Origin of the sequence: Streptomyces cupreus, from assembly GCF_014257025.1 — a bacterium.
Lineage (GTDB): Bacteria > Actinomycetota > Actinomycetes > Streptomycetales > Streptomycetaceae > Streptomyces > Streptomyces cupreus.
This window is the reverse complement of sequence record NZ_JACMSF010000008.1, coordinates 107,991-134,687: the sequence shown is the minus strand read 5'-3', so window position 1 is coordinate 134,687 and position 26,697 is coordinate 107,991. Positions and strand designations below refer to the sequence as shown.

Here is a 26,697-nt window from a genome sequence, read left to right as displayed (position 1 = left end):
GGTTCACCGTGCGCCCCAGGAGTCCAGGCCCAGTACTTTCCTGCCCAGGCTGTTCAGACTCGCGGCGCCGTACCGGAGGGATTCGTGCCGCACCGCGTCGCCGAGCAACGTGCCGTTCCAGTCCGGTGTGCTGAGGGTGTGCCAGGAGTCGACGCGCGAGCGCCTGAGCTCCTCGTGTTCCTCCAGCGCGGGCATCATCGACAGGTACTGGACCGCGCGGACCCCGCTGCCGGAGTTGGGCGCCACGCCGTGCGCAAGCAGCCCGTTGAAGATCAGCAGATCACCGGCGCGGAGGTCGGGCCGCACCAGGGGGAACTCCCTGCGGTCGATCGCGGGCCGGATGGGATCGCGGTCCGCGGGCTGGGCGACCCGCCACTCGTCGAACCGCCGGAACAGCTCCGGCGCGCACTGGAAGCCGCCCAGTTCGGGCGCTGTGTCGCCCAGCGCGATGATGCCCTGGACGCGCTGCGGCAGCACTTCGAGGGTGGTGTCCACGTCCCAGTGCAGCTCGATGTCGAAGCCCTCGTCGGTGGGTTCGATCAGGGAGCGCGAACGGTTCTTGATGTTGGGCGGGTTGAGATTGAGCCGGTCCAGCGTGACCCACAGCTCCTCGCAGTCCCATACGTCGACGAACGCGTCGTAGACCCGCCGGGTCTGACGGCTGTCCCAGATGAGCTGGTGGTGGTACGCCTCGACAAAGCCGTAGACGAACAGGTCGCGGTCGAGGTCGGAGCGGAACTCCCGCTCCTCGTACCAGGTTTCGGGGCGTTCGGGGTCCAGTCCCTGGAAGTCCCAGGCGAACTCCAGCAGGCTCTGCGCGGCCCCCGGGGATATCGCCTCGCGGACGACGACATAGCCGTACGTCCGCCAGAAGGCGAAGTCCTCGTCCGACAGCACGCGCAGCGGCCTTGACTTCTCGATCCTGCGGAGCGGGGTCTGCGCGAGGTAGGTCTCGCCGTCCGCGCTGAAATAGGGGCGGCTCGATGCCGCTCGGTGGAGGTGCTGCTGGTCAGGTGTGGTGGGCATGGCGGGTACTCCAGGCTCGGTTCTTCGCTCGGTTCTTCTCCGGCCCAGCGGCCGGATGTCGGATGATGCGTCGGCGCGTCCTCGCCAGGGCCGCCGGGTCGGCGCGGTCCACGTACCAGGGACGGTTCAGACGGTCGGAGTCCAGCCGGGGCACCAGATGGACATGCAGATGGAACACGTCCTGCCAGCCTGCGGGCCGGTTCGCCTGAAACAGCGTCATGCCGTCCGGCTTCAGGACGCCGTCGAGGACCGCGGCCATGCGGTGGACCGTACGCATCACGGCCGCCGCGTCGTCCTCGGAGACGGCCCAGATGTCGGCCGCGTGGTGCTTGGGGATGACGAGGGTGTGGCCCTCCATCACCGCGGTGTTGTCGAGGAAGGCGACGGTCCGCTCGTCCTCGAAGAGGATCTCCGCGTGCAGGCGGCCCGCCACGATGTCGCAGAACACGCACTCGGCCGCCATGTCAGCCCGCGTCCTTGCGCGCCGCCTCGACGACGCGGCACCACCGGCGTACGGCGGCCGGGTCGACCGGGCTGTCCCAGCCCCCGTACCGGACCGACGTACCGACGTGGAAGGCGTCGACGCCCCGGGCGCGCAGTACGGGGACATGCTCCGTGAGAAGTCCTCCGCCGGCCATGATGGGGATCGTGCAACCCGGCTCGCCCAGGCGGTCCGCCTCCGCCAGCAGCGTCTCCAGGCCCGCCGCGACTCCGGTGACGCTGCCCGCGGACAGGACGGTGTCGAGGCCGGGCAGCCCCTCGATGGCCCGCCGGACCGCGGTCCGGTCGGCCGCGTGGTCCACGGCCCGGTGGAATGTCCAGCGGCAGCCCGCAGCCGCGTCGAGCACGGCGCGGACCGCGGGCAGGTCCAACCTGCCGTCGGCGGTGAGGAACCCGAGCACGAACTCCTCGGCGCCCGCCGCCCTCAACGCCGAAGCGGTGGCGCGGAGTTCGTCGAGGTCGGCGAGCTGGAAGCCGCCCTTGTCGCGCAGCATGACGCGCAGCGGAACGCTGACGGCCTCCCGCGTACGGACGAACTCCGCGAGCGAGGGGGTCATGCCGTCGGCGTCCATGTCCGCCGCCAGCTCCAGCCGGTCGGCGCCGCCCGCGACCGCCGCGAGGGCCTCCTCGGCACAGGTGACGACCACTTCCACAATCGCCATGGCTCAGACCTCCGAATCAGACGCGATGACCGGCGGCCAGGACATACCGGTGAGATCCGGGACGATCAGATCCGCCGCGACCAGCGCCTGTGGCGACTTCGTCGAGGTGATCGCCACGCAGTCGGCGCCCGCGCTCTTCGCCGCCGCCACCCCGGCCGGAGCGTCCTCGAACACCACGACCGTGGCGGGCTCGACGCCCAGCGCCGCACAGCACTTGAGGCACCCTTCCGGGTCCGGCTTGCCCCGGCTCACGTCGTCCGAGGTGACCAGAGCGTCGAAGAAGCCCAACGCCCCCACCGCACCGAGCTCGTGCCGGGCGTACTCCCGCGTGCCCGAGGTGACCAGCCCGAGCGGCACCCCCAACGCCCGCAGCCGCACCAGCAGTTCGAGCGCGCCGGGCACGGCTTTGACGGGCGGCATGTCGGGAAGCGCCGTGTAGCCGAGGGCCTCCGCGAAGAGTTCGTCCACGGTGTGCCCGGCAAAGCGCGGGAGGTGGTCGAGGAGCGCCTCCCTGCCGGGCCGGCCGGCGAAGCCCTTGATGGTGGCCTCGTCGTAGGGGACCCCGTGGTTGCGGAAGAGCCGCGACCACGCCTCATGGCTGCGGGGCTCGGTGTCGATCAGGGTGCCGTCGAGATCGAACAGCGCGGCGGTGTACATGTCGTGTTCCTTCGGACGGTCGGGGGCTCACTGCACCTGGTTGGAGAGGGCGGCCAGTTCGCGGGCGGTCCTGGAGAGCGGGAAGCGTGCCGCGTTGCGGAATCCGGACCGGCGCAGCCCGTCCAGCGCCCCGGGGTCGTCGCGCAGCCCGGTGAGCTCGGCCAGGGCCTGCCGCGGCTCGGCGAGCAGATCGAGAGGCAGGGCCGAGTCGCCCAGCGCGTCCCGCAGCCCCGGCACCGGCTGGTAGGCCACCGGAAGCCCGCACGCCTGGGCCTCCACCGCCACCAGACCGAACGCCTCCAGCTTCGCGGACGGCACCACCAGCAGATCGTGCTCGGCGAACGCCGCCCACAGCTCCCGCCGGGTCAGCCAGCCCAGATGGTGTACGGCCGACAGGTCCCGCTCGGCGGCGAGACGCCGGAACTCGGCCATCGGTGAGGCCATGCTCAGCCGCAGTCCCGGTACGCCGGACAGGGCGGCGACCAGTGCGGCGGCTCCCTTCTCCGCGGTGAGGCGGCCGGCGTACAGCACCCGGAGCTCTCCGTCGTCCCGGCGGGTCCGCGCGGGCGGCTCGGCCAGCAGCGCATCGGGAATCCCCCAGGGGATGTGGACGATACGGGCGCTGTCCACCTCCGGGGCAAGGCGCCGCAGTTGGTCGGCCATTCCGGCGGTCGGCACCACCAAAGAGCGCGCGGCCGCCACCGCTTCCCGCAGCACCTCGCCCTGCGTCTCGTACTCCGCGGCGAACAGCAGGTCCGTGCCGTGCACCAGGCCGATGGCGGGCTGCTTGGGATAGCCCCGCAGCAGCGCGGGGGTGGCGCCGAAGGCGAGGTGCTGGAGGTGGACGACGTCCTGCTCGGCGTGCGGAAAGCGGGCGGTGACCGCGTCCGTGAGCCGGTCGACGTAGGCCCAGAAGCCGTCGCCGGTGAGCTGTTTGCCCGGGACGTCCAGCAGGGCGGGGGCACCCTCGGTCGGGGGCGGGGAGCCGTCCGGGGCGAGCATGAAGGTGCTTGTCGCCGCCAGCGGACCGGACGGATCCAGATACAGGCCCTTGAGCAGTTCGACGCTGCCGCCCGGGCTGCCCCACGGCAGATCGAGGCCGGTCAGCACCCGGGGCCCGCTCACCGCAGCTCCTCGTACAGCCGCGAGATGTCGATCCCGCTGGTCCGGGTGTACTTGCGGCCCAGGTCCTGGTAGCTGGAGACCGCTCCGGCGGCGACCAGGAAGACGATCTTCCCGAACGGCATCAGCGGATAGACCCGGACCGGCCGCGCCACCCGGATCTCCAGGGTCCAGTGGATGGCGTGGCCGACGTGCCCGAGCGGGGCGGAGACATGGACCCAGATGCCCAGCGCGCCGAGGCTGCGGTCGCCGTTGATCATCTGGGCGTAGCGCTCGGAGTGGGTGCGCTCGTGGGTGACGCCGAGGTAGAGCTGTCCCGGCCGCAGCACCATGCCCTCGGCGGGGATGACGTGCTCGGTGACGCGGGTGGCGGCCGCGGCGTCCAGTTCGTCGCCCTCGCAGACCCGGATCCGGTCCCCGAGGCGCCAGTCGTAGGCGTTGGGGGAGATCCGGCCGGCGTCGAAGGGCTCGATGACGATGTCACCGCGCCGCACGGCGGTGGCGATGGCTTCGCGGGTGAGGATCATGTCGTCGGCACCGCCACGTCCTTCCAGTAGCGGGACTCCTGGGGGCCCGCCGAGGACTGGTACTTGCCGCGGTAGAGGTCGACCTCGCCGAGCGACACGAAGAACATGATCTGGCCGATCTTCATCCCCGGATACACCCGCAGCGGCCTCACCGGTGCCAGCATCAGCGTCCACTGGCCGTGGAAGCCGATGTCCCCGATGGGCGCGGTGATCTCCACGAAGAGCCCGAGCCGCCCGACCGAGGACCGCCCGAAGAGCAGCGGCACGTACTGGTCGGAGCCGACCTGTTCCACGGTGTGCCCGAGATAGAGCTGGTCGGGCCGCAGGACGTAGCCGTCCTCCCCGATGGTGATCTCCCGGGTGGCGTTGGGGCGGTAGGGGTCGATGACGTCGTCGGTGTACGTCAGCAGCCTGTCCCCGAGACAGACGTTGTAGCTGTTGGGGTTCACCTGGGCCGGGTTGAACGGGGAGATGACGATCCGTCCGTCGCCCGCGGCCTCGGTGATCTCGGGACCGGTGAGGATCATGCGGCCGCCCCCGCGAAGTCGAAGTCCACCCGGTTCTCCACGCCGAGTTCGCGGATCATGCGCAGGATCCCGGAGAAGTCGGTGACGAGCAGCTCCGCGAGCCCTCCGCCCCGGGAGTCCCCGATGATGTCCCTGGCCTTCGGGATCCCGGCGAATTCCAGGACCTTCAGCCACCAGTCGAAGTCCTCGGCGCAGAAGGCGTTGATGCCGGCGGGCAGGGACGCCACGAAGAAGTCCTGTTGCCGCGCGCTGAGATTGACGAAGACGTCCTTCATCACCTCGACCATGACCGGGCCGTGCGCCGACTCGTCGCGGGCGTGCAGCCGGGCGATCGTCGAGTGCAGCGGCTGCACGGTCGTGTCCCGAGCCATCAGATCGAGGAAGGCGTTGACACTGACCTCGCCGACCGTGGTCCACAGCAGATGGAGCAGGTCGGCCTCCCAGCGCTCGCCGGAGGCGGCCTGTGCCTCGTACAGCAGGCGGTTCGTCACCGGGTGGCCGCAGTCGGGTTCGGCGGTGATCCCTCTGGCCTCCCGGGTGCGGTGCATGCCCAGCATGTGCATGTACGTGTGCCACACCTCGTCGATGTGGGACTGCCGCACGATCTCCTTCACCTCGAAGCGGTCCACTCCGGGGTAGACGGCGTGACCGAGCTTCTCGAAGGTGGGGTTGACGACGAACTCCTCGGCGGCCACGACGCGTTCGTTGTACGCGAGCCAGCCCAGGGTGTTCACCAGACGCCGCTTGTCCTCGGGCGCGTCCTGGAAGTCGGGGTGCTCACCGAACGGCATCAACGTGACCGGGTAATCGAGCAGTTCGGGGTCGTACTCCCCCGCGCCGGTGACCTTGTCCATGTCGGTGCGGACCGTGGCCCGCCGGGGCCAGGCCGTCGCGAGCCGGCGGAGCGTGGACGGGCCGACGTGGCCGGTGGATTCCTCGATGGTTCCCAACGCTTGCGTTCCTCCGTTGTCGTGCCGCGTCACTCGGCAACTCCGGCGCCGGTGCGGGCCTCGACGACCCGGTAACCGCTGAAGCCGAGCGGAGCGCCGATGCCTGTCAGCTCCAGACCGGCCGCTTGGAGGAGGTGCGTGAACTCCTCCTCGGTCCGCTCCCGGCCGTGGGTGAGCACCATCAGGTTGAGGTCGCTGACGGTGAGGAAGGGGTCGGTCGTGGTGTCCACGACGGGCGGTGCGACGACCTCGACGATCAGTACCCGGGCCGTGTCCGGCATGGCCCGGCGGCAGTTGCTCAGGATCGTCACGCAACTCTCGTCGTCCCAGTCGTGCAGGACGCTCTTGATCACATACCGGTCGCCGCCCTCGGGCACGGAGGCGAAGAAGTCCCGGGCCCGGATCTCGCAGCGGTCCGCGACCCCGGCGGCGGCGAGGGTGTCCGGGGCTCCGGCCACGCCCACCGGGGTGTCGACGAGGATTCCGCGCAGGTGGGGGTGGTGCCCGAGGACCCCGGCGAGCAGGGCGCCGTTGCCGCCGCCGACATCCACGACCGTCTTCACGTCGTCGAAGTCGTACGACCGTGCCAGCGCCTGGGCCTCCGCCCCGCCGCTGACCGCCATCGCGGCGTGGAACTCCGCGCCCAGCTCCGGGTCGGCCGCGAACAGGTCGAACACCGAGCCTCCGGTGACCGACTCCACGGCCGGGCGTCCGGTGCGCAGGCAGTCGGTGAACCGTCCCCAGGAGGCCCAGACGGCCTCGCCGAAGTACGGCAGCAGCATCGGGCGGACGGAGCCTTCGACGTCCGAGCGGAGCAGTTGGCCCGCCGGCGCCAGCCGGAAGCCGTTCTCGCCCTGCTCCTCCACCAGGCCGATGGCGGCGAGGCCGCGCAGCAGCCGCCGCAGTGCGGGGGCCCGGGTGTCGGTGCGTGCCGCCAACTCCTCGGCGGTCAGGGTCTGTTCCGCGAGCAGGTCGGGCAGCCGCAGCCGGGCCGCGGCGTGGATCATCTGTGCGGGGATGAATCCGAAGGCGAGGCGGTAGAGGTTGGCTGCCGCCATCGGGTCGATCATGGTCACGTGCCACTCGTTTCCGGACGAACGGGATCGAAGAAGACGGGGAGTGCGGTCAGCCCGCACAGGATGCTGATCTGACGCCAGCGCAACTCCTCGGTCGCTACGGCCAGTTGGAGGCCGGAGAACCTGCTGAGCAGCGCTCCGAGCGCTGTCGCCGCGAGCATCCGCGCGAGGGGGGCGCCGAGGCAGTAGTGGATGCCGTGTCCGAAGGCCAGATGGGGGTTGGGGTCGCGCCGGACGTCCAGGCTGTCGGAGTCCCGGAAGGCTTCGGGGTCCCGGTTGGCCAGGGACAGACCGATGTTGACGACCGAGCCCCGGGGGATCGGGGTCCCGCCGATGACAACGTCGTCGACCGCGACCCGCAGGGCGGACTGCCCTGCGGACCCCTCGTAGCGCAGCAGTTCCTCCACCGCGGACGGCAGCAGGGACGCGTCGTCCCTGAGCAGCCGCAACTGGCCGGGGCGGAGCAGCAGGGTCAGCAGTCCGTTGCCGATGAGGTTGGTCGTCGTCTCGTGCCCGGCGACCAGCAACAGCACGGCGAGGCCGATGAGTTCGTCGTCGTCGAGGCTGCTGCGCTGCTCCTGCGCCACGATGAGGGCGCTGAGCAGATCGGGCTGCTCGTCCGGCGCCAGGTCGGGCCGTACGGATGCCCGTTTGACGGCGACGAGCCGGGTGAAGTACGCGCGCAGCCGGCGTGAGCGCTCCTCGCGGGTGCGGGGCCCGGCGGTGGTGGAGAGGGTGCGCCCGGCCCAGGCGCGGAAGGCTTCCCGGTCCTGCGTCGGCACCCCCAGCAGCTCGCAGATGACCAGCACCGGCAGCGGGAAGGCGAGGTCGGCGATCACATCAGCACGCCCGGCGGGCGCGATCGTGTCGAGGAGGCCGTCGGTGATCGCCTCGGCCCGGGGCGCGAGGGCGGTGATCCGGCGCCGGGTGAAGCCGTGGGAGACCAGCCGGCGCAGCCGGGTGTGGTGCGGCGGGTCGTTGTTGGCCATCGGCGAGTAGGCGTTGTCCGTGTCCACCGCGTGGCCGAGTCGCCGCGGGTCGTTGGAGAGCCCGGGGTCGCGCAGCGCCTGGCGGGCCTCGGCGTACCGGGAGATCAGCCAGTAGGTGAAGCCGCTCTCCTCCCGTACGAGGCGGACCGGCGGTTCCTCGCGCATCCGCTGGTGGACCGTGTCCGGTTCGGTGAGCAGCCGGTACGGGCTGAAGCCGAGCAATGGATCGAGATCCGGCTGAGTGTGCACCTGTTCCCCCTGAGCCGACCGACCGGATCACCTTCGCACCGTGGCCGGATGGTGTCGTCCGTCCGTGGTCCGGATTTGCTTCTCAGACTGGGGGTTGAAGCCTCGGGCACCTCTCCACCGCGCGTCACCTGGGGTTACTGAGCCGGGCTCGGATGTCGCTAGATCTTTGCCGTGCGATGTCAGTAGTCTGCAGACGAGACGAGTGGTCCAGACCATCGGTCGTGACCGGTTTCCCGTATGTCCGTCTTCGGGATTCATGCACTCATGGGGGTTATTTCACAGCATGACGAACAAAACTGGGGCTGACTGTATACGGGTCCTGATCTGCGACCCACGCCATCTGATGCGAGCGGGGCTGGTCAGCGTCCTGGAGCGAGAACCGGACATCAGCGTGGTGGGCGAGGCACTCGACGGCCGGGAGATGATCGCCGCCGTACAGAGCCTGCGCCCGCATGTCGCACTCATCAATCACGACGCGGACGCCGTGGACGGCATCGCCATGGCGCGGAGCCTGCGGAGAATGTCCCCGGACACCGCGCCGGGCGTGCTCATGCTCAGCTCCCGGACGGAGCAGGCGGAGCTGCTGTCGGCCCTGAAGGGCGGGGTGCGCGGATTATTGCCGGGCAACTGCGACCCCCGTACGCTGCCCGCCGCCATCCGCGACATCGCGGGCGGCGCGATGGTCCTGAAGTCACCCAACGCCGTCCAGCTGATCGGCAGACTGCTCAGCCGTTCACCCGAGGTCGCCTCCGTCGGCTCCGGGCAGCTGTCGCTGCTCACCAGCCGGGAGCGTGATGTGCTGTCACTGGTCGCGAACGGCCACTCCAACCTGGTGATCGCCAAGATGCTGTCGCTGAGCGAAGCCACGGTCAAATCCCACCTCTATCACCTGTGCCAGAAGCTCGGTCTGCGCGACCGCACCCAGGCGGTGATCCTCGCGTACGAGACGGGGCTGGTCAGACCCTGCGCGGCCTGATCGCACGGCTGAGGGAGGTTCCGGCGCCCGACCACCGCCGGAACCTCCCTCAGCCCGTGGCCGGAATCAGCTCGGCCGCCTCGACATGACTGACCGCCACCGAGAGGAAGGCGCCGGCGGACGCCGGATCGCTCGCGATCCACCGTGTGAACTCCAGCCGTTCCTCGGTCACTTCGAGCCGCGCGGTGTCCAGTGCCATCCGGTAGCGCGATTCCATCAGCCGCCGGTGACCTGTGGCGTAGCGCTCCAGCGCGGCCCCCGGCTCCCGGTCGTCGTGCAGCCCGGCGCCGACCGACTCGGCCAGCAGCGCGGCCTGTTCGAAGGCGTCGCTGATGCCGGTCCCGGTGATGGAGTCCTTGTGGCAACCGGCGTCCCCGACCAGGACCCAGCCAGGACCCTTGACCGTACGGAAGAAGTTGAGCTGACGGCCTGTGCCCCGCAGGCGCTCCACGCGCCGGGCCGACAGGGCGCGCTCGGCGAGGCCGGGAGCGGTCGTCCGGATCGCCTCCACATACGCGGCGTCGGCGTCCCGTCGTACGTCCTGGAACTCCGCCTGGGGGAAGTAGGCGGCCACCAGGGTCAGTTCGTCATGGGTGCCGACCACGCCGATGAGCCGTCCGGTCCGCTCGTACACCTCGAACTGTGCGGGCAGCCCCTCCCAGTAGCCGTAGTACACACAGGTGCGCGGGATGTCCTCACGCTCCGTCGTGGCCCCGACCAGCCCGGCCAGGGTCGAGCGCATCCCGTCCGCGCCGACCACCAGCCGTGCCCGCACCTCGGCCGTGCCCCGGCCGATCCGGCAGCGCACTCCGGTGACCCGGCCGCCCTCGGTCGTGACGCCGGTGACGGTGCAGCCCTGGAGGAACTCGGCCCCGGCCTCGGCCGCCGCGTCGATCAGCAGGCTGTCCAGGACGTACCGGCGCGGCGCGTACACCGCGTCGATGCCCTCCTCCACAGGCACCGGACCGTCGAGCCGGACGTCCTGGAGGGTGTAGGAGATCCGGCGCACCGGCGGGCATCCGGTCGCCGCGAGCCGCTCCAGCAGTCCCCACCGCTTCAGCAGCCGCAGTCCGGGACGGTGGATGTGCTGGGTGGAGAGGGTGTCGCTGGGGAACTGCGCTCGGTCCACCAGCAGGACCCGGTACCCGGCCCGGGCGAACAGCAGGGCGGTCGAGGCGCCGGCGCTCCGCGCGCCGACGACCACCACGTCGTAGGACTCCATCAGTTGACGCCCCCTTCCGCCCGCAGGGGCAGTTGTGGATCCGTGCGGTGCGGTGCACGGGGTCCCACGGTGACCAGCACCAGCGGCTGGAGCGGGCCCGCGCTCAGGCCGAGGGCGGACCGCACGCCTTCCGGGTCGAAGTCGCAGTGCACATGGCTCTCAAGTCCCGCGGCCGCGGCGGCCAGGGCGATCCGCTGGGCCGCCGCACCGGCCGCGATGTTCTGCGCGCGGTACCAGCGGTCACCGAAGCGCTCGATGCCGGTCCGCAGATCGCCGCAGGGCGCGAGGACCGCGGTGGCGGTACGGCACTCGTCGGCCAGCATGGGGCTCTTGGCGGCGGTGATGACCGCAGTCACGGCGTCCGCCCCCCGGGTGGCGACAAGGGCGTGTCCGGCCGCGTCGTACAGGTGGGCGCCGGTCTCCACTCCGGGGACCCGCTGTACGGCTCCGGCCAGTTGGACCGGCGTTCCGTCGACGACCGGTTCCGCGGCCGCGGCGAGCAGCGCGGCGAGCGTCTGCTGCGGAACCGGCCCCGGGCGATAGCCGTAGACGGTGCGCCTGCCCGCGAAGCCGTCCGCCACATCGAGGGAGGCCGGGGGCAGTGCGTGCCGGGGCGCGTCGGGGAGGGGCGGGAGGGTGGCGGAGCCTTCCGGCGCGGCGCGGCGGACGGCGGCGTGCAGGGCGGCCACCTCCGCCAGGGCGGGGATCTTGGTGATGGGCACCGGGTCGGGCTTGGCGGAAGGTATCTGGCCGCGCCAGGTCGCCGGCGTGGCCGACGTTCGCGGGCTGTCCGGCCGGTGCAGGGTGACCACCGCGAACACGCTCTCCGCGAAAGGGGACAGGCCCAGCGTCTCGTCCAACGCGGCGTCGTCGTACCGCGGATGGACCCGTGCGGTCAGCCCGGTCGCCTCGGCCGCGGCTACCGCCTGCGCGACCGCGACACCGGCGTCGAGGCTCAGCAGGCGGTAGCCGAACACGCCGTACTTGGCCGCGTTGCGCCACAGCACGCTGCTCAGCAGAAGGACGAACTCCGGCTCCTGGGCCGGTGGTTCGGCGAGCAACGGCGTGAGCAGGGCGCGTCCGTCGCCCTCTCGCAGGCGTTCCAGGACGTGGTGCACCGGGTCGTAGTGCGAGAGTCCGGCGGGCAGACCGTCATGGTCCGGGTGGGCGACGTAGACCTCGACGGGGTAGCGGGAACCCGAGGCCGCTCCCGTGCGGCCCGGTGACAGCAGGACCCGTCGGGCGGCGGGGGCGCCGAGGCCGAGCGGCATGATGCCGCTCATCCAGCGCATCCTGGTCAGGCCGTTGGTCCGGTGCAGCAGCCAGGACAGACACGGCAGCAGCTCGTCGTGCCGTGGGTCGTCGGGGGGCGGCGGCAGGACCTGGCGGGCCGCCGACGGGTAACGCTTGTGGACGGGCGGGAGCCGGAGCGGGTCGGCGGCGGGGAGTGCGTCCGGCGGCTGGTGGCCCGAGGCAAGATAGTCCAGGGCTGCCGAAGTGGCGTACGTGGTCATGCGGCCGGCACCGCCTTCCAGGGCGTGGGGAGGGGCATCAGATAGCGTTCGTCGGCGCCCGGTGTGCCGAGCGCGATCTGGAACACCGGCTCGTGCCCCGGCGGGAGTCGGAGGGCGCGTGCCAGCCTCCCGGCCGGGTAGCCGTTGTGGATCCGCGCGGCGAGCCCGGACACGGCACTCAGCACGCACACGCGCTGCGCCACGGCCCCCGCCTCGTGATGCAGCACCCTGAACCCCCGGTCGTCGAAGGCCACTTGGCCATCCCGCGCGGGCACCGACAGGAACACCACGGCGTTCACCGTGCGGTAGTTGATGTTGGCCGCCTCCAGACCGAGGTCTGCGGCCCGGGCGGGCTCCACATACCGCAGGCCCCGCACGGTCATCTCATGTACGCCGCCCTCGGCCCCGGTGACGTCGACCGCCCACACGTGCGCGGTGACGGGCGGTGCGGTGCCGTGCGGCACGGCGTCGGACACGAACGGCGCGAAGGCGGGCCGTACGGCCCTCAGGATCGTCTCCAGCGGCACCGGCCGCCGCTTCGGGTGGAACGCCGGGGCGCCGGAGGTGCGTTGGCGCAGGCAGTGGCCGAGCTCCCCGGCCGGGGCGACGACAGCACTGGGCGGGGACACCGAAGGGGCCAACCGGGCGAAGGACGCCGTATCGGTGAGACGGGCGGCGCTGTCCACCTCGACGAGGTCCGCGAGGGCGCGGATGCCGGTGGCCGCGGATGCGGGGCGGCCGACTTCCCCGATCCCGGCGCACAGTTCGGCCTCGGTGTGCCGCGCCGTGGAACGCAGGATCGGCCGGTCGACGTCGCTGCCGTACAGGGGCAGCACCGCCGCTATGCTCTCGTCGGGACGCGATGCGCCCGTCAGCCGCTCCAGCACCCCGTCGAGGAACTGATGGTGCAGATGCCCCCGTACACCGAGGGCACCCGCGACCATCAGGGCGTTGCCGGCCACCAGACCCGTCTCCTGCGCGCACAGTCGGTACGCGTAGGCGCCGTACCGGAAGGCCGTACGCCAGAAGACGGTGGACAGCAGCAGCACCCCGACGGCGTCGCCGAGGTCCGCTCCGAGCGCCGCGCCGAGCAGGGCCCGGAAGTCCCCGGCCCGCAGCAGGACCAGGGTGTGGTGGGCGGGGTCGTAGGCGTAGACGCCCGCCGGGAGTTCCTCGTGCCCGGGCGTCCACAGATATGTCTCGACCGGCGCGAAGCACCGGGCGGAGGGGACGGCCCGGTGGTACGGCCAGCGGGCCGTGGGCCCCAACTCCGTGCGCAGCACACCGCAGGTGTAGTGGAGCAGCGCCGAGTGGAAGGCGGCGGTCGGTGCGGAGACCGTCGTCGCGTGTCCGGCACCCGGCGGGCCGAAGCACCGGGCCAGCGGGCCGAGCGTCCCGGGCGGTGCGGGCAGCGGGTACCGGGGCAGTCCGCCGAAGCGGGTGAACCGCTCCGGTTCCTCCGCTCCGCCCTCCCGGCCGCCCGGTCCCTGCCCGATCAGGTCGGCGTAGTCGTGCAGGGACCGGTGCCAGTACCGTGCGCCGGGCGACTCGGGGGCCCGGACGGGCCGTTCGATGGCGGTCATCCGCGCTGTCGTCCTCACGGGAAGGGGTGGGGGTGGGGGTTGATGTCCTCGGGCGTCAACTCGCGCTCCCGATAACCAAGTTCGTACGGCACCCGGAGCAGCCGGGGCAGTCCGTCGACCCGCCGGTTCTGGTGTCCGAAGGTCATCGGCAGCGTGCCGGGCACCATGACCTTGACGCAGGCGAAACTGCCCGCCCGGTGCTCCGGGGTCGTCTGGTCCACGACGACGACATCCATGCCCCGGTCCAGATAGCGGTGGAGCATCTCCTCCAGATCCGCCCGCAGATCGGTGTGCGCGGGCCACCGCCACTGCTCCTCGAAGCTCGCGAACGGCCGTGCCTCGCGCTCCCCCAGCAGGAAGTCGAACCGGTCGAAGGCGTCCTCGTGGCTGTAGAGCACGGAGTGGTCGCCCATCACCTTGACCAGGGAGGGGTCCCGGACCATGGCGGCTGCCCGCGCTCGTTCCTCGGCGTCGTAGATCTTGGCGTGCTCCAGCAGATGCGCCATCTCGTGCAGGACGTTCACCACGGCCTTCTCGGCCAGCAGCGCGGAGCCGCCCGCGCACAGCACGCGTGGCCTGCCCGGGTCGTCGAGCGCGTCCAGGCCCACTGCCCAGAAGCAGGGCACGCCCTGTTCCAGGGTGGCCGAGTAGAGCTGGACCTCGTACCCGGTCCGATGGCGCAAGTGCTCGATCATCATCGGGATGGAACGGTCCCGCGCGGAGCCCGGGTCGACGCGCGGGATCGGCATCCGCCCGTACCAGGTCATCAGGAAGGCGTCCCGCTCGGCCACCTCCAGCAGACCGCACAGGATGGCCTCCTCCAGACAGCCGCCCATGGCGCAGCCGTTGGAGATCTCGTAGACGAAGCGCGGATCGTCGTGGCTGTGCGCGGCGTAGTAGGCGTACCGCTCCGGTACGAGCACGGGCTCGCCGCGGGCGAAGGAGTAGCCCCACACCCAGGGCATCACCAGGTCCTCGTGGTACCGGAGGTAGGGGAACCCGGGCAGGTCGTACCGCTCGTCCGGGTAGAGCCCGAGGACATGCGGGTCCAGGGCCCGCTCCCCCAGTTCCCGCCGGCTCGCCGTGACCGTGGTCCGCCGGCCCCGGGGCTGCTCCCCGCCGAACCGCTCCAGCGCTTCGAGCACGGCGGTGATCCGTGAGGTGCGGTAGTCGGTGGTACGACCCCAGCCGTGCTGGGAGCTGTTGCCGCGCAGCGAGCTGAGCGGCGCCACCGCGCGGGGCAGCGGTCCGCCGCGTTCGTCGTCCACGCAGGGCACGACACCGGCGGCGCTGTCGACGTAGATGTCGTACAGCTCCTGCTCGCGCGCTACGACGTTCTGCACCCGGAAGACATCAGGCGCGGGCTTGGGACGGGAGACCGGGGTGATCCGCGCCGCTTCGGGGCCGTCGGGCGGCAGGCCGCCGCAGTCCTCGCAGAGCGAGTACGGCAGACAGCGGTGGGAGCTGACGGCGAGCGAGGCCAGGTCGACCTGGAGGAACCGGTCGCCGGGGCGGCGGCCCTCGGCGGTGTCCTCGGGCACGGGTCTGCCGGAGAGCGCCGCGTCGAGCAGGTCCACGGCGAGTTCGGCCGCCACGGCCGCCGCAGCCCGGGTGAGCAGCGGCGAGCGGTGCGCGGCGAGGGCGGTACCGTGCCGGGCGCGCAGGGTCTCGTGGTGCTGCGCCTTGTCGCGGGCGAGGCGACGACGCCAGTCGGCGCAGGTCGGACAGGCGTCGCCGGGGCCGCCGGCCACGGGCCCCACCTGGATGGCGTCCGCCTCGGTGCGCAGCGGAAGCCAGGGGATGCCGGCCGCCTCAGCGGCCTTGCGGACCTCGGCGTGGAGAGCGCTGTCCGAGGGCACCAACACGGCCGCGCAGCCGTCGAGCGCGCCGATGTCCGGGCGTATCAGCGGGTAGGTGCGGGCCACTACCGCGGCCGTGGCACGGTCGAGCAGACCGCCGTCGCCGATCACGGCGACCGGACGGGCCGGGGCGCAGGATGTCCTCTCAGGCATCGCGCAGCACCACCCGGACGATGTGCGGCAGTACGGCATGCACGGCCGGGTCCTGGTCGAGCGGTACGACCACGGGGTCGAGGCCGTCGGCACGCAGGGCCTCGACGAGCGGGCCGTACCGTTCCGGGGCGGCGTCCGCCTCGGCGGAGGTCCACAGGGCGACCGCGGGCGACGGCACGTACTCGGTCTGGCCGTGGCTGTGGGCCTGGTGGGCCAGCAGCAGCCGCCCGAGGCCCGATTCGGCGGCCTCGCCGGGCGCGAAGCCGACACCCCGCTCGACCAGCCCCGTCTCCGCGTCACCGAGGCGGAAGGCGTACGCGGTCACCCCGGCCGGGGCCCGGAGGGCGTACGCCGACAGCTCCTCCCCCGTGGTCAGCAGCAGATCCCGGAACCTGCCCGCGCCGACGGTCAGTTCGAGGTCGTCGAGCGCCAGTGGGCTCTCCTCCTCCGGTACGGCGGCGCCGAGCAGCCTGCGCAGACAGAGGTCGAGCAACGCCCCCTCGACGGCGGCGTCCCTCGTCGCCCCGGCGGCCGTACCGACGGGAAGCGCCTCGCCCGTACCCGAGCGCACGGCGTACGCCGCGAGCCCGTGCCGCAGGGCGGCGTCCTGGGCCTGCGCGAAGTCGGCGCCCGCACCCCACACCGGGAAGGACGCCCCGGGACTCACGGGGTCGGAGACGGCAACCCGTACGACCCGCAGCGGGAACTGCTCGTAGTGCCCCTCGGACACCGGGCCCAGCACACCGAGCCGTTCGTCGGTCAACGCACCCACTCGCTCGGCGAGTTCCCCTGATTCCGACGGCGCCGCAGGGAGCTTATGGACGGATGTCTGCAATGTCTCCAAGTCGATACGGACGACACCCGCCGACGAGGTGTCCTCCTCCGCGACCCCGGTGACGTGCTCAAAGGCGCGGAACACCAGGTGGTTGGCGACGATGCCGGGGACGGGCCCGGTGAGGAACTCGCTCCGGGCCGCATCCGGGCTGCCCAGCCTCCGCCACAGACTCCCCCAGCGCAGCGCCGGACGGTCCGCCGGGCACACCGGCCCGACCCACGCCTCCTCGCCCAGGAGCGTCACGGGGATCAATGTCCGCCCGAGCTCCGCGCACGCAAGGTCGACCGCCGCCAGCAGGCCGGGGTCCACGCGGTCGGCCGCGTACAGCACCAAGTCGGCGGCCTCCACCGCCCGTTGCAGCTGCGACGCGTCCAGCGACCCCGCGTCCAGGCTCTGCACTTGAGCCACACCGGTGAGCAGCGTGCCCTCCACCGCGGCGGCGAGCACCGATCCCGACCCCACCACCAGCAACCGCGTCCGGCGGTACCGCTGGAACCGCAGCGCGGGTGACGCCCGGAACGCCTCCACGAACGCGATCTCGGCGCCGTACTCCTCCAGTTCACGCTCCGTCAGGGAGTGCTCCTCGTCCTCGGCGACATCCCGCACCAGACCGGCGTCGTGCAGCGCCCCGACAAGCCGCTCGACCATCGCGCGCGTCGCGGGCCGCATGCTCGCGGTGAGGTCGCCGACGCTGTGGCGGCCGTCGAGATGCGGGGAGAGCTTCTCCAGCCACGCGTAGGTCGAGGCGCCCTGGAAGGTGACGATGTCGCTGCCCTTGGTCAGCAGGACGCCGTCCCCTTCCGGGGTCGGGGCGAAGAAGACGCCGGTTCTCATGCGCGGGCGCATGGCCGCGATGGTGCTCTGCATGGTGGAGGACTCCGCGTTCGGCTGGTCGGGCGTGCATGCCCCGGGCGAGTCGTGATGTCGATCGTGTCAGCGGGGCCGCCCCCCGTCGTCCGTCGGCAGTCTGCATTCCTGCCTCCGCCGTGAAGCCGCGGGCGGGCCCGGTCTCCCACTGGTGTGGGGGACCGCTTCTCAGATCCGCTGGTGATGGCTGGTCAGTCTCTCCAGCACCGGCACGAGTTCCGCGGGCCCGGGAAGCCGGGCGAGCTCATCGCGCCAGGCGGTGGCCCGCTCGTGGAATGAGGGTTCCTGAAGGAGTGTCCGTAGCGAATCCGGGCCGAACTCGCCGCCGCTGACGGCGATTCCGGCGCCCTTGCGGACGAGTTGCGCCGCCGAGGCCTCCTCGTCCCAGGTCGGCTTCGGCACGATCAGCTGGGGTACACCCGCCGCGGCGGCGGAGGCGAACAGCTCTGCTCCGCCGTGGTGGACGACAGCGGAGCAGCTGGGGAGCAGGTGAGCAAGGGGGACCTGCGGCTCCGAGTCCCCGGCGGACACCAGCTCGATCTCCGACTCCGCCAGGGAACCGATCATGCCCGTCGTGCCCGGCGTCGCCCAGACCCGTGGCCGAAGGGGCCGCCTGTGCAGCCACTCCGGCACGCTCACGCCTCCGCTGTACGGCACCCAGCGCACGTTCTCGTACCGCACGCCCGGTGCCGGCAGGCGCATCCCGGGTGGCATCGGGTCAACCGTCCACTGGCCGAGGACCAGTTCCTCCTCGTAGGGCAGTCCGTACGGTTCGAGGAGCTGCTGCATCGTCTCCTCCAGCGGCTCAGGCCAGCCGCCGCCGGGGGCCGCCCGATCCCGGTAGCGCGCGGAACGCCCACGCAGCCAGGCGATGTTGTCCCGTCCCCACAGCAGCCGGGCGTGGGCCGCTCCGCCGACCCGGGCGGCGACGGCGGCCGGGAGGCAGAAGGGGTCCCACAGGACGAGGTCGGGGCGCCGGCGCACGACGACGCCGGTGAGCTCCTCCAGCAGGGGCCGCTGCGCCGCGAACACCCGGGTCGTGCGGAACCACTTCGCCCCCCAGTCGGGGCAGTCGCCCGGGCCGACGTCCAGACCGCCTCCGGGGTGGCCGGACAGGGCGGGGTTCCGGCTGAGGTCCGTAAGCGCGGCGAGGTCTTCGCCCCGGCCCACGGGGACGGCGGCGAGCCCCGCCCCGGTCACCGCGCCCACCAGGTCGGGGTGGGTGGCGATCCGCACCTCGTGGCCCGCGTTCTGGAGCGCCCAGGCGAGCGGGACCACGGGGAAGGCATGGTCCGCGACGGGAAAGACGGCGAACAGGACACGCACGGCCGGCTACTTCCTTGTCGAAGGGTGGTCGATGGACAGGCGGTACCAGTCGACGGTGTCCGCGAGCCCCTGCGCGAAGGGGACTTCGGGCCGGTGCCCGAGGCGCCGCAGCTTGCCGTCGTCCACGCGGTAACGGCGGTCGTGCCCCTTGCGGTCGGCGACCGGGCGCACCGCGTCCCAGTCGGCACCGCAGGCGTCGAGCAGCAGCCCGGTCAGGTCCCGGTTGGTCAACTGGGTGCCGCCGCCCACGTTGTAGACCTCGCCGGGCGTCCCGCGTTCGAGGACGAGCCGGAGGGCCCGGCAGTGGTCGGAGACATGCAGCCAGTCCCGGACGTTGCCGCCGTCGCCGTACAGCGGCACCGTTTCACCGGCGAGCAGCAGCGTCACGAACCGCGGGATCAGCTTCTCCGGGTGCTGCCCCGAGCCGTAGTTGTTGCTGCATCGGGTGATCCGCACGTCGAGCCCGTGGGTGCGGGCGTAGGAGAGGGCCAGCAGGTCGGCGGCGGCCTTTGTGGCGGCGTACGGGGAGTTCGGCCGGACGGGGGCCTCCTCGGTCCAGGAGCCCTCCTCGATGGAGCCGTACACCTCGTCCGTCGACACCTGCAGAAAACACCGGGCGCCGGCGGCCAGCGCCGCGTCGAGCAGGACCCGCGTGCCCAGGACATTGGTGCGTACGAAGGCGTCGGCGGCGGCGATGGAGCGGTCGACATGGCTCTCGGCGGCGAAGTTGACCACCACCGAGCCGGGCGGCAGCAGCTTCTCGACGAGTGGCGCGTCTGCGATGTCCCCGTGCACGAACCGCAGTCTCGGATCGCCCAGCACCGGCGCGAGGTTCGCCGGGTTCCCGGCATAGGTCAGCGCGTCCAGGACGGTGACCTCGATGTCCTCAGGTCCTGCGAGGAGTTCGCGGACAAAGTGGGAGCCGATGAACCCGGCCGCTCCGGTGACGAGGAAGTGCGTCATGAGGCGATCCGGACCGTGCTGTGGTCGCCCAGGACCAGGCGGTGGGAGCTGGGAACGCGGGGCGCGGGCGCCACCTGGACATGGCAGCCGATGAGGGAGGCGTCGATACGGCGGACTCCGCTGATGGACGCGTCGTTCAGCACGATGGAGAATTCGATCTCGCTGTCCTCGACCCGGCAGTTCTCGGCGATCGAAGTGGAGGGCCCCACATAGGAGTTGACGACGACCGACCCCGCGCCGATCAGCGCGGGACCGACGATCCGGGAACCGCGCACGACCGCGCCCGCGCACACCCGCACCCGTCCGACGAGTTCGCTGTCGGCGCTGACGGTGCCCTCGACCGCGGGTTCGAGCACCTCCAGGACACTGCGGTTCGCCTCCAGCATGTCGTCGACGGTGCCGGTGTCCTTCCAGTACCCGGTGATCACGGTCGGTCGGATCTCCCGGCCCTGGGCGAGCATCAGGCGCAGCGCGTCGGTGATCTCCAGTTCCCCCCGGTCGGAGGGGGCGATGGCGCGAACGGCCGCGTGCACCGCGGGGGTGAACAGATAGGCGCCGACGATGGCCAGATCGCTCGCGGGCAGCTCCGGTTTCTCCGCCAGGTCCCTGACCCGGCCGTCGGCGGACAGCGTGGCGACGCCGAACGCGCTCGGGTTCGGAACCCGGGTCAACATCAGCTGAGCGTCGGGGCGTTGGGTGCGGAACTCGTCGAGCAGCGAAGTGATGCCCCCGACAATGAAGTTGTCGCCGAGATACATCAGGAAGTCGTCGTCGCCGAGGAATTCGCGGGCGATCACGACGGCATGCGCGAGCCCCAGCGGCCGGGGCTGCGGCAGATAGGTCACCCGCAGCCCGAAGTCGGAGCCGTCGCCGACGGCACGCCGGATCTCGTCGGCGGTGTCGCCGACGACCACTCCGACGTCCTTGATCCCGGCGTCGGCGATGGCTTCGAGGCCGTAGAAGAGGACGGGCTTGTTGGCGATGGGGACGAGCTGTTTGGCGGAGGTGTGGGTGATCGGGCGCAGTCGGGTGCCCGCGCCGCCCGCCAGCACGAGGGCTTTCACAAGGCTCCTTTCGATGTCAGTGCTTCGGCGCACGGAACGCGGCCACCGTCAGCGGGCCGAAGACCACGAGCAGCAGCAGGCACCAGCCGAGGGTGGCGACGACCGGGTGCGCGATCGGCCAGGCGGCGTCCGCGGGCACGGCGACGGGGTTGCCGAACAGCTCCCGTACGGCCGCCACCACCGCGCTCACCGGATTCCAGTCGGCGGCAAGGCGCAGCCCGGCCGGCAGTCCTTCGGTGGGGACGAAGATGTTGGAGATCATGGTCAGCGGGAACATCAGCATCCCGACGAAGTCCGTGGCTGACCGCGAGGGCATGACCAGGCCGATCCACATCCCCAGCCAGCTGAACGCGTAGCGGACGAGGAGCAGCAGAGCGAGCCCCGCGACGACTCCCGTCGGACGCCAGCCGACCAGGAGCCCACAACCAGCCATCACCACAAGGGTGATGACCCCGCCCAGGCACTCGGCCAGCGACTGCCCGACGGGCACGCCGGTACGGCTCATGGGCAGCGAGTGGAAGCGGTCGGTGACCCCCCGGTCCTTGTCCTCGGCAACCACGGCCGCGCTCGCCGCGATGCCGAACACCGCCATCTGCGCCAGCATGCCCGGCACCAGGAAGTCGACGTACGAACCACCGCCCGGCGGCCGCATGTTGCTGCCGAGCACATAGACGAACAGCATGGTGAAGAGCAGCGGGATCACCAGCGCCATGGCGGCCCGTTCCGGGGCGCTGCGCAGATGGATCAGATAGCGCCGGGCGACGGTCACCGCGTCACCGGCGGCCCAGCGCAGCCGTGCGAGCGGGGGTTCGTCGGACGTGGTCCAGGCGGTCGGGGGCAAGGGCGTGTTCACACGGCCTCCCGCTGCCGGTTCATGAGGTTGAGGAAGACCTCGTCCAACGTCGGGCGCCGCAGAGCGAGATCTTCTACGGCGATCCCGGCGGCGTCCAGTTCGCGCAGCGCGGCGGCGAGCACGGCCGTACCGGGTTCCGCCTCGGCGCCGACGGCCAGGGTCACCCGGCGTGGGTCGTCACCGGTCGTGGGGAGTCGGCCGCCCGCGCGGGCCAGGATCTCGGTGGCAGGACCTAGCTGTTCGGCGTGGCGCACCGTGAGGTCGATGGACTCGCCGCCGAGCGCGGACTTCAGCTCGAACGGCGTGCCCTCGGCGACGACCCGGCCTCCGGTGCCCTCCGGATCGGCCAGCACGGCGATCCGGTCCGCGAGCTGGTCGGCCTCGTCCAGGTACTGCGTGGTGAGCAGCACGGTGGTTCCGGCCCTCACCAGCTCCCGCACGCTCTCCCAGAGCCCGCCGCGGCTCTGCGGATCGAGCCCCGTCGTCGGCTCGTCGAGGAAGATCACACCGGGCGGGACGACAAGTCCGACCGCGAGATCGAGTCGTCGGCGCATGCCCCCGGAGTACGTCCGCACCGGCCGGTGGGCCGCGTCCTCCAGGCCGAACCGCTCCAGCAGCTCCTCGGCCCTGCGCCGTACGGCGGGCCCCCGCATGCGGTAGAGGCGGGCGAACATCTCCAGGTTGTCGCGGCCGCTGATCACCTCGTCCACCGAGGCGTACTGTCCGGTCAGCGCGATGCTTCCGCGCACCCGGGCGGGGTGCTGGACGACATCGTGTCCGGCGACGCGGGCGACACCGCCGTCCGGCAGCGACAGGGTGGCCAGGATCCGGACCAGCGTGGTCTTCCCCGCTCCATTGGGCCCGAGCAGACCGCAGACGGTGCCGGGCTCGACGGTGAGGTCGACCCCGCCCAGCGCGGAGATCGGCCCGAACCGTTTACGCAGACCGCGTACCTCGATCGCGGCGGCGTCGAGAGGGGGTGGGGGCACGGGTTCTCCTCCATGAAGGGGGCGGTGCACAACGGTCAGACGGCGGGCCGCAGCCGTACGGGCAGCGTCAGCAGCCCGCGCATGTCCCCGACGGGCCGCCACGACTGCGGCGCCTGAGGATCGGCCAAGGCAAGGTCAGGACAACGGTGGAGCAGTACGGCGAGCACGGTCTCCGTCTGGAGCCGGGCCAGCGGCGCGCCCAGGCAGAAGTGGATGCCGTGGCCGAAGGAGAGATGGGGGCCGCGGGCGCGGGTGATGTCGAGCCGGTCGGGCTCGGCGAAGACGTCCGGGTCCCGGTTGGCGGCCGACAGGGCGACGCTGACCACACTGCCCGCCGGGATGACGGTGCCAGCGACCTCCACGTCCTCCCGTGCCACGCGCAGCGTGGTGCGGGCCAACGACGCCTCGTAGCGAAGCAGTTCGTCCACGGCCGAGGGCACCAGTTCCGGGCGGCGGCGCAGCAGGGCGAGCTGGTCCGGATGGCGCAGCAGGGCGTCGACGGCGTTGCCGATCATCCCCGTCGTCGTCTCGTGGCCCGCGACGAGCAACAGCACGAGCAGGCCGACCAGTTCCTCGTCGCTGAGCCGCTGCCCCTGGTCGTGCGCCACCACGAGGGCGGCGAGCAGGTCGGGTTGCTCGTCCTGGGGCAGGTCGGCACGGACGTAGGGGCGTTTCGCGGCCACGAGGGAGGCGAACCAGCGGTGCAGTCTGCGCGTGCGCTCCGCGGGACCGGACCCGCTCCCGGAGATGGTGAGCATCCGGGTGGCCCAGTTCAGCAGCGCGCCCCGGCTGCCGTACGGCACGCCCAGCAGCTCGCTGATCACCAGGACCGGCAGCGGGAAGGCCAGTGCCGTCATGAGGTCGACGTCGTTCTCGTCCGGGACGGCGTCGAGAAGTTCATGGGTGAGCTTTTCCACCCGCGGCCTGAGCTCCTCCACACGGCGCGGGGTGAACGCCCCGGAGACCAGCCGCCGTAGCCGCGTGTGGTCCGGGGGGTCGCTGTTGACCAGGGGCAGAAAGAAGCTGTCCGCGCCCGTGACTCCGTACCCGGCGGAGCTCAGCGCCTGTTCGGCGAGCCGGGGGTCCTTGGAGAACCGGGGGTCGAGCAGGACCGCCTTGGCCTCCGCATGCCGGGTGATCAGCCAGTAGGCGAGGCCCTGCGGGTTGCGGACGAGTCGCGGGCCCGGGGTCCGCCTCAACTCGACGTAGTAGCCGTGTTGATCGGCGAAGAAGGCCGAGGTGTCGATCCCGGTCGGCCGGCTCACCGGGAGTCCAGGAGGGATTCGATCACGTCGGCCGCGGCGGGGGCCCCGCCCGCCTGCCGGATGTGCTCGCGCATCGCCTGGACACGCTCAGCGTAGGACGGCTCGCCCAGCACGGTGACAACCGCCTCCCGCAGGCTCTCCACGGTGACCTCGGTGCGGTGCAGCATCACCCCGAGCCCGAGCTCGGCCAACCGGTCGGCATTCGCCCGCTGCTCACTCATCTGCGGAATCGCCACCATCGGCACCCCGAAGGACAGCGACTCCATCACACTGCCCATCCCCGCATGCGTCACAAACAGATCGGCCTCCCGAAGCACTTGAAGCTGCGGCACATGAGCCCGCACCTCCACATGCCCGGGCACCCCCGACAACTTGGCGGGGTCGACCCGGTCCCCCACCGCCATCACCACATCCCACGCAAGACCCGCGAACGCATCCACACACGTCTGGAAGAACCCCAGATCGTCGTTGTGAATCGTCCCCAACGAGACGAAGGCCAGCGGCTGTTCACCCGACCGGCTCCATTCCCCGTCCGACGCCCGCCGCCCGAGGCAGGGCCCGACGAAGTGGACATCGTCGCCGAAGGTCTCGCCCCGGAACTGGAACTCGCGCGGCAGGAACACCAGCGCGGGACCGGCTTCGCTCCCGGTCATCAACTCCTTGGGCCCGAAGGGGACCTTCACCCGTTCCAACAGCTTGGCGATGCCGTGGAACACCCGCATGATCTCCGGGTGCAGCGGGTCGACATCGGTGCGCTCCCCGGCGAGCGACCAGTCGGCGTTCGCGGCGAAGGTGGTCCGGTAGGGCAGCGCCGGAATGCCCCGCCGCGCCGCGATCAGCCGGGCCGCCCATCCCGACGGGTCGTCGTAGACCACCAGATCGGGCCGGTCCCGCGCGAACGCCCGGTCCAGCGGGGCGAGTACGGCCAGGGTTTCGCGCAGCAGATCGCGCAGCACCTTCGCGAGGTCGTCGCTGCCGAAGCGGTCCGGGCGGTCGGAGGCACTGTCGTCGGCCGGCAGCCCGTCCATGGTGGACTCGTACCGCAGGGGCACCGCACCCGTCTCGGCCACGGCGGCGGCGAACCGGTCGGTCGTGGCGAAGCTCACCCGGTGACCGCGCCGCGTCAGCTCCTCCGCGACGCCGAGGGCCGGGTTCATGTGCCCGTGTCCGGGCAGGGCGAAGAACGCGACATGCGCCGGGGGGACCTCGCTCACCGTCCCACCCCGGCGCGCACCAGGAGGGATTCGATCACGTCGGCCGCGGCGGGGGCCCCGCCCGCCTGCCGGATGTGCTCGCGCATCGCCTGGACACGCTGAGCGTAGGACGGCTCGCCCAGCACGGTGACAACCGCCTCCCGCAGGCTCTCCACGGTGACCTCGGTGCGGTGCAGCATCACCCCGAGCCCGAGCTCGGCCAACCGGTCGGCATTCGCCCGCTGCTCACTCATCTGCGGAATCGCCACCATCGGCACCCCGAAGGACAGCGACTCCATCACACTGCCCATCCCCGCATGCGTCACAAACAGATCGGCCTCCCGAAGCACTTGAAGCTGCGGCACATGAGCCCGCACCTCCACATGCCCGGGCACCCCCGACAGCCGGCCGGGATCGACCCGGTCCCCCACCGCCATCACCACATCCCACGCAAGACCCGCGAACGCATCCACACACGTCTGGAAGAACCCCAGATCGTCGTTATGGATCGTCCCCAACGACACCAACACCAACGGCCGTTCACCCGACCCGCTCCACTCCCCGTCGAACCGGCGCTCCGACCAGCACGGCCCGACGAAATGGAAGTCCTCGCCGAAGGTCTCGCCCTTGAACTGGAACTCGCGCGGGATGAACACCAGCGCGGGCCCCGACTCGCTGGCCCCGAAGAACTCCTGGGCGCTGAGGCCCACCCCGAGCCTGTCCAGCATGGCGGCGATCTCCCCGTACACGGCGTTCAGTCCGGCGTGCTCCGGCTCGAACGTGGCGTACTCCCCGTCCGTGCCGAGCGACCAGTGCTCGTTCGCGGCCAGCGTCGGGATGCTGCGCACGGACGGTATGCCCCAGCTGTGCGCGAGCAGCCGGCCCGTCCAGCCGGACAGTCCGTCGTGGATCAGTACGTCCGGACGGCCGTCGGCGAAGGCCCGGTCGAGCGCCGGGTACACCGCCTCGGTCTCCGTCACCAGGCCCCGCAGCACCTGCACGAAGTCGCCCGTGGTGAACCGGTCGACGCTCTCCAGGTCGTTCATCGCGTTCCGGGTCTGCCGCATCGTCGTCTCGTACGGCACCAGCGTGGCGCCGGCCTCCTCGACCTCCGCGCCCTGGCGTGCGGTCACCGCGTAGCTGACGCGATGACCGCGCGCCACGAGTTCCGCGACGATCCCCGCCGTGGGATTGACGTGACCGGTTCCAGGAATGTTGAAGAAGGCGATATGGGACATCGAACCACCTGTTTTCCGGGCGGGCAGAACTGACATCGGACCGGCAACGTAGCAAAGGATCCTGCCCGTTCGTTATGCGCTTACGAGTTCCGTCGCAACAGTAATCAGAAAGGTGAGTCCGCGTCTCGCACCCGGGTGGGAGACGGCCGGTTCGGTTCATACTCGCGCGGGGAGCGAGAAACCAGCGAGGCGGCGGAAGAATTCGGGATGCTCCCCGGACAGCATGGCGACGACTGTCCGACCCACGGGCAGTCCCGCGGATGCATTCCCCATCCGCCGGAATATCCATTGTCGAAGGAGGCAACCATGCCGATCGCCGATCTGCTCGCCGACGACCTGCTGGAGCTGGACGCCCTGACCGAGGACGAGCTCCTCACGGTCGAGGCGGACGACAACGAGGCGCAGGCCATCCTGTGCTCCTGCTGCTGCTCGTGGTGCGGCTGCTGAGTATCGGTTCCTGATGCACGTCTCCCGGGAGGCTCTGCCTCCCGGGGGGCGCGAGGAGGTCGGA

The 26,697-nt window shown here is 71.5% G+C and carries 25 protein-coding genes; 2 read left to right on the top strand and 23 right to left on the bottom strand.

The window, feature by feature from the left end; all coding sequences use genetic code 11:
• Positions 1 to 3: 3 nt before the first annotated feature.
• Genes H4N64_RS10375 through H4N64_RS10330 form a run of 10 tightly spaced genes read right to left on the bottom strand, consistent with a single transcriptional unit; the run spans position 4 to position 8,286 of the window.
• On the bottom strand, positions 4 to 1,026 hold the full coding sequence (locus H4N64_RS10375) for a phytanoyl-CoA dioxygenase family protein (RefSeq protein WP_186281917.1): 1,023 nt from the start codon (positions 1,024 to 1,026) through the stop codon (positions 4 to 6).
• Entirely contained in the window at positions 1,010 to 1,489 is a 480-nt protein-coding gene (locus tag H4N64_RS10370; protein WP_260859633.1) for an HIT family protein, read from the bottom strand. Before H4N64_RS10370 ends, H4N64_RS10375 begins: the two co-directional genes overlap by 17 nt.
• A 1-nt stretch (position 1,490) precedes the next feature.
• Complete coding sequence (locus H4N64_RS10365) at positions 1,491 to 2,189, bottom strand: copper homeostasis protein CutC (protein WP_186281916.1); 699 nt, start codon at positions 2,187 to 2,189, stop codon at positions 1,491 to 1,493.
• 3 nt (positions 2,190 to 2,192) lie between these two features.
• A complete protein-coding gene (locus H4N64_RS10360; protein ID WP_186281915.1) occupies positions 2,193 to 2,846 on the bottom strand; it encodes an HAD family hydrolase in 654 nt (217 codons plus the stop codon).
• Between the two features lie 27 nt (positions 2,847 to 2,873).
• Positions 2,874 to 3,971: a glycosyltransferase gene (locus tag H4N64_RS10355; protein WP_186281914.1), complete on the bottom strand. Its 1,098-nt coding sequence runs from the start codon at positions 3,969 to 3,971 to the stop codon at positions 2,874 to 2,876.
• Complete coding sequence (locus H4N64_RS10350) at positions 3,968 to 4,495, bottom strand: dCTP deaminase (RefSeq protein WP_186281913.1); 528 nt, start codon at positions 4,493 to 4,495, stop codon at positions 3,968 to 3,970. The genes H4N64_RS10355 and H4N64_RS10350 overlap by 4 nt, the downstream gene beginning before the upstream one ends.
• On the bottom strand, positions 4,492 to 5,022 hold the full coding sequence (gene dcd / locus H4N64_RS10345; protein ID WP_186281912.1) for a dCTP deaminase: 531 nt from the start codon (positions 5,020 to 5,022) through the stop codon (positions 4,492 to 4,494). Before dcd ends, H4N64_RS10350 begins: the two co-directional genes overlap by 4 nt.
• On the bottom strand, positions 5,019 to 5,972 hold the full coding sequence (locus H4N64_RS10340) for a diiron oxygenase (protein ID WP_186281911.1): 954 nt from the start codon (positions 5,970 to 5,972) through the stop codon (positions 5,019 to 5,021). The genes dcd and H4N64_RS10340 overlap by 4 nt, the downstream gene beginning before the upstream one ends.
• A 29-nt stretch (positions 5,973 to 6,001) precedes the next feature.
• A complete protein-coding gene (locus H4N64_RS10335) occupies positions 6,002 to 7,042 on the bottom strand; it encodes an acetylserotonin O-methyltransferase (protein WP_260859646.1) in 1,041 nt (346 codons plus the stop codon).
• Positions 7,043 to 7,044: 2 nt separating this feature from the next.
• A complete protein-coding gene (locus H4N64_RS10330) occupies positions 7,045 to 8,286 on the bottom strand; it encodes a cytochrome P450 (RefSeq protein WP_186281909.1) in 1,242 nt (413 codons plus the stop codon).
• Positions 8,287 to 8,569: 283 nt separating this feature from the next.
• On the opposite strand from H4N64_RS10330, the gene H4N64_RS10325 reads away from it, so the two are divergent.
• Positions 8,570 to 9,262, top strand: coding sequence for a LuxR C-terminal-related transcriptional regulator (locus H4N64_RS10325; RefSeq protein WP_186281908.1), 693 nt, complete (start codon positions 8,570 to 8,572; stop codon positions 9,260 to 9,262).
• A gap of 49 nt (positions 9,263 to 9,311) precedes the next feature.
• Here H4N64_RS10325 and H4N64_RS10320 read toward each other — a convergent pair whose 3' ends face one another.
• From H4N64_RS10320 to H4N64_RS10260, 13 genes are all read right to left on the bottom strand, one after another.
• Complete coding sequence (locus H4N64_RS10320; protein ID WP_186281907.1) at positions 9,312 to 10,484, bottom strand: NAD(P)/FAD-dependent oxidoreductase; 1,173 nt, start codon at positions 10,482 to 10,484, stop codon at positions 9,312 to 9,314.
• Positions 10,484 to 11,998 (bottom strand): SagB/ThcOx family dehydrogenase, encoded by a 1,515-nt coding sequence (locus H4N64_RS10315; protein WP_186281906.1) that lies wholly within the window; start codon positions 11,996 to 11,998, stop codon positions 10,484 to 10,486. Before H4N64_RS10315 ends, H4N64_RS10320 begins: the two co-directional genes overlap by 1 nt.
• Positions 11,995 to 13,581, bottom strand: coding sequence for a SagB family peptide dehydrogenase (locus H4N64_RS10310; protein ID WP_186281905.1), 1,587 nt, complete (start codon positions 13,579 to 13,581; stop codon positions 11,995 to 11,997). The genes H4N64_RS10315 and H4N64_RS10310 overlap by 4 nt, the downstream gene beginning before the upstream one ends.
• A gap of 14 nt (positions 13,582 to 13,595) precedes the next feature.
• Positions 13,596 to 15,593, bottom strand: a complete 1,998-nt coding sequence (locus H4N64_RS10305; protein WP_186281904.1) for a TOMM precursor leader peptide-binding protein — start codon at positions 15,591 to 15,593, stop codon at positions 13,596 to 13,598.
• On the bottom strand, positions 15,586 to 17,295 hold the full coding sequence (locus H4N64_RS10300) for a hypothetical protein (RefSeq protein WP_186281903.1): 1,710 nt from the start codon (positions 17,293 to 17,295) through the stop codon (positions 15,586 to 15,588). Before H4N64_RS10300 ends, H4N64_RS10305 begins: the two co-directional genes overlap by 8 nt.
• Before the next feature lie 168 nt (positions 17,296 to 17,463).
• The gene (locus H4N64_RS10295) at positions 17,464 to 18,621 is read right to left on the bottom strand and encodes a nucleotide disphospho-sugar-binding domain-containing protein (RefSeq protein WP_186281902.1); all 1,158 of its coding nucleotides are present in this window, start codon (positions 18,619 to 18,621) and stop codon (positions 17,464 to 17,466) included.
• 6 nt (positions 18,622 to 18,627) lie between these two features.
• Positions 18,628 to 19,584 carry a dTDP-glucose 4,6-dehydratase gene (rfbB, locus tag H4N64_RS10290; RefSeq protein WP_186281901.1) on the bottom strand — a complete coding sequence of 319 codons (957 nt, stop codon included), beginning with the start codon at positions 19,582 to 19,584 and terminating at the stop codon, positions 18,628 to 18,630.
• The gene (locus tag H4N64_RS10285; protein ID WP_186281900.1) at positions 19,581 to 20,648 is read right to left on the bottom strand and encodes a glucose-1-phosphate thymidylyltransferase; all 1,068 of its coding nucleotides are present in this window, start codon (positions 20,646 to 20,648) and stop codon (positions 19,581 to 19,583) included. The genes rfbB and H4N64_RS10285 overlap by 4 nt, the downstream gene beginning before the upstream one ends.
• 16 nt (positions 20,649 to 20,664) lie before the next feature.
• Positions 20,665 to 21,501 carry an ABC transporter permease gene (locus H4N64_RS10280; RefSeq protein ID WP_186281899.1) on the bottom strand — a complete coding sequence of 279 codons (837 nt, stop codon included), beginning with the start codon at positions 21,499 to 21,501 and terminating at the stop codon, positions 20,665 to 20,667.
• Positions 21,498 to 22,490, bottom strand: a complete 993-nt coding sequence (locus tag H4N64_RS10275) for an ATP-binding cassette domain-containing protein (protein WP_186281898.1) — start codon at positions 22,488 to 22,490, stop codon at positions 21,498 to 21,500. Before H4N64_RS10275 ends, H4N64_RS10280 begins: the two co-directional genes overlap by 4 nt.
• Before the next feature lie 35 nt (positions 22,491 to 22,525).
• Positions 22,526 to 23,755 (bottom strand): cytochrome P450, encoded by a 1,230-nt coding sequence (locus H4N64_RS46330; RefSeq protein WP_186281897.1) that lies wholly within the window; start codon positions 23,753 to 23,755, stop codon positions 22,526 to 22,528.
• Positions 23,752 to 24,969, bottom strand: coding sequence for a macrolide family glycosyltransferase (locus H4N64_RS10265; protein ID WP_186281896.1), 1,218 nt, complete (start codon positions 24,967 to 24,969; stop codon positions 23,752 to 23,754). The genes H4N64_RS46330 and H4N64_RS10265 overlap by 4 nt, the downstream gene beginning before the upstream one ends.
• Positions 24,966 to 26,186, bottom strand: a complete 1,221-nt coding sequence (locus H4N64_RS10260) for a macrolide family glycosyltransferase (protein WP_186281895.1) — start codon at positions 26,184 to 26,186, stop codon at positions 24,966 to 24,968. Before H4N64_RS10260 ends, H4N64_RS10265 begins: the two co-directional genes overlap by 4 nt.
• 306 nt (positions 26,187 to 26,492) lie before the next feature.
• Here H4N64_RS10260 and H4N64_RS10255 point away from each other — a divergent pair, with 306 nt between their 5' ends.
• A complete protein-coding gene (locus tag H4N64_RS10255) occupies positions 26,493 to 26,633 on the top strand; it encodes a hypothetical protein (RefSeq protein ID WP_186281894.1) in 141 nt (46 codons plus the stop codon).
• Positions 26,634 to 26,697: the final 64 nt, after the last annotated feature.

Bases quoted from the DNA above. Each gene is read 5' to 3' on its own strand.
- H4N64_RS10375 (WP_186281917.1), bottom strand. From the start codon at position 1,026: ATGCCCACCACACCTGACCAGCAGCACCTCCACCGAGCGGCATCGAGC.
- H4N64_RS10370 (WP_260859633.1), bottom strand. From the start codon at position 1,489: ATGGCGGCCGAGTGCGTGTTCTGCGACATCGTGGCGGGCCGCCTGCAC.
- H4N64_RS10365 (WP_186281916.1), bottom strand. From the start codon at position 2,189: ATGGCGATTGTGGAAGTGGTCGTCACCTGTGCCGAGGAGGCCCTCGCG.
- H4N64_RS10360 (WP_186281915.1), bottom strand. From the start codon at position 2,846: ATGTACACCGCCGCGCTGTTCGATCTCGACGGCACCCTGATCGACACC.
- H4N64_RS10350 (WP_186281913.1), bottom strand. From the start codon at position 4,495: ATGATCCTCACCCGCGAAGCCATCGCCACCGCCGTGCGGCGCGGTGAC.
- dcd (WP_186281912.1), bottom strand. From the start codon at position 5,022: ATGATCCTCACCGGTCCCGAGATCACCGAGGCCGCGGGCGACGGACGG.
- H4N64_RS10335 (WP_260859646.1), bottom strand. From the start codon at position 7,042: ATGATCGACCCGATGGCGGCAGCCAACCTCTACCGCCTCGCCTTCGGA.
- H4N64_RS10325 (WP_186281908.1), top strand. From the start codon at position 8,570: ATGACGAACAAAACTGGGGCTGACTGTATACGGGTCCTGATCTGCGAC.
- H4N64_RS10320 (WP_186281907.1), bottom strand. From the start codon at position 10,484: ATGGAGTCCTACGACGTGGTGGTCGTCGGCGCGCGGAGCGCCGGCGCC.
- H4N64_RS10315 (WP_186281906.1), bottom strand. From the start codon at position 11,998: ATGACCACGTACGCCACTTCGGCAGCCCTGGACTATCTTGCCTCGGGC.
- H4N64_RS10310 (WP_186281905.1), bottom strand. From the start codon at position 13,581: ATGACCGCCATCGAACGGCCCGTCCGGGCCCCCGAGTCGCCCGGCGCA.
- H4N64_RS10305 (WP_186281904.1), bottom strand. From the start codon at position 15,593: ATGCCTGAGAGGACATCCTGCGCCCCGGCCCGTCCGGTCGCCGTGATC.
- H4N64_RS10300 (WP_186281903.1), bottom strand. From the start codon at position 17,295: ATGCAGAGCACCATCGCGGCCATGCGCCCGCGCATGAGAACCGGCGTC.
- rfbB (WP_186281901.1), bottom strand. From the start codon at position 19,584: ATGACGCACTTCCTCGTCACCGGAGCGGCCGGGTTCATCGGCTCCCAC.
- H4N64_RS10260 (WP_186281895.1), bottom strand. From the start codon at position 26,186: ATGTCCCATATCGCCTTCTTCAACATTCCTGGAACCGGTCACGTCAAT.
- H4N64_RS10255 (WP_186281894.1), top strand. From the start codon at position 26,493: ATGCCGATCGCCGATCTGCTCGCCGACGACCTGCTGGAGCTGGACGCC.